Annotated in this window: 2 protein-coding genes; one reads left to right on the forward strand and one right to left on the reverse strand. The window is 35.7% G+C overall.

Going from position 1 to position 2,033, the window contains the following annotated elements; translation table 11 throughout:
* Nucleotides 1–112: 112 nt before the first annotated feature.
* Nucleotides 113–1,225: an acyltransferase family protein gene (locus tag WBN20_RS06890; protein ID WP_424281177.1), complete on the reverse strand. Its 1,113-nt coding sequence runs from the start codon at nt 1,223–1,225 to the stop codon at nt 113–115.
* A 129-nt stretch (nt 1,226–1,354) separates the two neighbouring features.
* On the opposite strand from WBN20_RS06890, the gene WBN20_RS06895 reads away from it, so the two are divergent.
* The gene (locus tag WBN20_RS06895; RefSeq protein WP_424281178.1) at nt 1,355–1,891 is read left to right on the forward strand and encodes a Pycsar system effector family protein; all 537 of its coding nucleotides are present in this window, start codon (nt 1,355–1,357) and stop codon (nt 1,889–1,891) included.
* Nucleotides 1,892–2,033: the final 142 nt, after the last annotated feature.

The following is a 2,033-nucleotide window of genomic DNA, read 5'->3' on the forward strand; positions in this document are numbered from 1 at the left end:
AGATTTATATATAGCCTCTAGTTCTGATTTATTTATTATACCCATAATCTCTATTTTTTAATTGATCAATTTTAGTGGTTTTATTTAACTTTTAAACTAATATGCAGAACTTTTAAACCCGCAGAAATATCTTCTTTTTATAAAGAACATACAAAAAGGCCAATTGAACGGCGATATAACAAAAAACCATAACCACAGCATTGTATGGGTCTCCAACAAGTTGACCCAACCATTTGAACAAGGCAGATGTGGTATATGCCCAATCTATAAAACCGCCGGCCATATAAATCAAAATAGAGTTCATGCCGATTACTTTAAAGAAAAATGCCCATTTTTTATGCCCCAGAATATCTATGATGTAATAAAAGACAGCCATTAATAGCATACTTATACCGCCACATTGTAATGTGAATGAACTGGTCCATAAATTTTTATTGATTGGTAAAACAAGGTTCCACAATTGTGCTGCGATAATTAGAATAACACCTATAACCACCAACCGAACAGCAGTTTCTTTTTGCTTGTCGACAGCTCCATTTTTCAGTAAATTTCCCACAAAAATACCCAACAAACAGGTTGGGATGGCCGGAATTGTAGATACCCATCCCTCCGGATCATGAATGCCCAGATACAATTTACCGGGCATAATCAGAGTGTCCAGATAGGAGACAAAATTACCTTCCATAGTCATGTCTCCCATAGGATAACCGGGAGCAGAATTAAACATTAAAAGGAACCAGTAGCCAAGAAGCAGTGCGCAGAACCAAATAAGCTGGCCGCGTTGTTTTGTATAAAGGTATATGATGTTAGCAAACATATAGGCCAATCCAATTCGCCCCAAGACACTGCCAAAACGTATTTCCTCTATTGGACGAATCTCCAGGCCATTATTATAAATGACTCCGAGGAGAACGAGGATCAGGCCTCTTTTAATGACACGGATTAACAGCGATTTCCGGCTTACCCCTTTTTCCAATTGTTTCCCAACAGAATAGGGTGTGGCCACCCCCGCCAGAAAGAGGAACAAAGGAAAAATTAAATCGTAAAAAGCAAAGCCATGCCATGCCGGGTGAATAAACTGATCGGATAAAGAGTTCCAAAATGGCGTATTAGTAATCTCTGCCATTTTGTGAAATATTTCCTCTGCGCCTATGATCCAGAACATGTCAAATCCGCGCAAGGCATCGAGTGAATAGAGGCGCTGGCTGGCAATGGCTAATTTCATAACTAAGTTTGGTTGGTCTTGGGATAAAGATAATAGAATATCTAATTCCTTTGGCCTTTAATTATTTAACATAATTGTATTTATTGTATATTTAAATCGTCGATTAATTCAAAATACACATAATAAGGAATGTCAGATAAAGAGAGTTCAGTTACGAAACAAGACCCTAATAATTATTGGGAGCAATTAGAGCGATTGGAAAAACTTATCCGGGCGTCAGAACTCAAAGCCGGTGTTATTTTTTCTTTTCATGGTTTAATTATAGGGGTGTTTTTTGATAGATTAGAGCAGCTTAGGCCTGTTTTCCAGGAAGGTGTCGTATTTATTATCTTGGCTTGTTTCTGGATGATCAGCTCATTGATTTCTATATACTTTTGTTTTAAGTGTTTTAAACCTCAGATTACTAAGAAATATGAAAAAAATGTGCTTTTCTTCAGAGATGCGGTGTATTCATTCGGAAGTATAGAGAAATACACCAAAAATCTAATTGAAATATTTGGTGAAGAAGAGGAATTTTACACCCAATTAGGTCAGCAAATTTATATAGAAAGCATGATTATTGATAAGAAATTCCAACATGTAGAAAATGCCATCAAATACTTTGCACTGAGCTTTATCTTTATAATAATCATTGTGATCGTATGGTTTATTCACTTGTATTTGTAATTAAAGCTTAGAATGACATAATCTAAGCCAATTCTATTTTTTCATTCATGTTGAATTTATACTTCTTTCGGTAAGAAAACCCTTATATTGGGTAAGTAAATAGGCCTGTTCGTCCTTAAATAGAAAATAGACTATCCTTAAC

The sequence above is a fragment of the Eudoraea sp. genome (assembly GCF_049665975.1).
Lineage (GTDB): Bacteria > Bacteroidota > Bacteroidia > Flavobacteriales > Flavobacteriaceae > Eudoraea.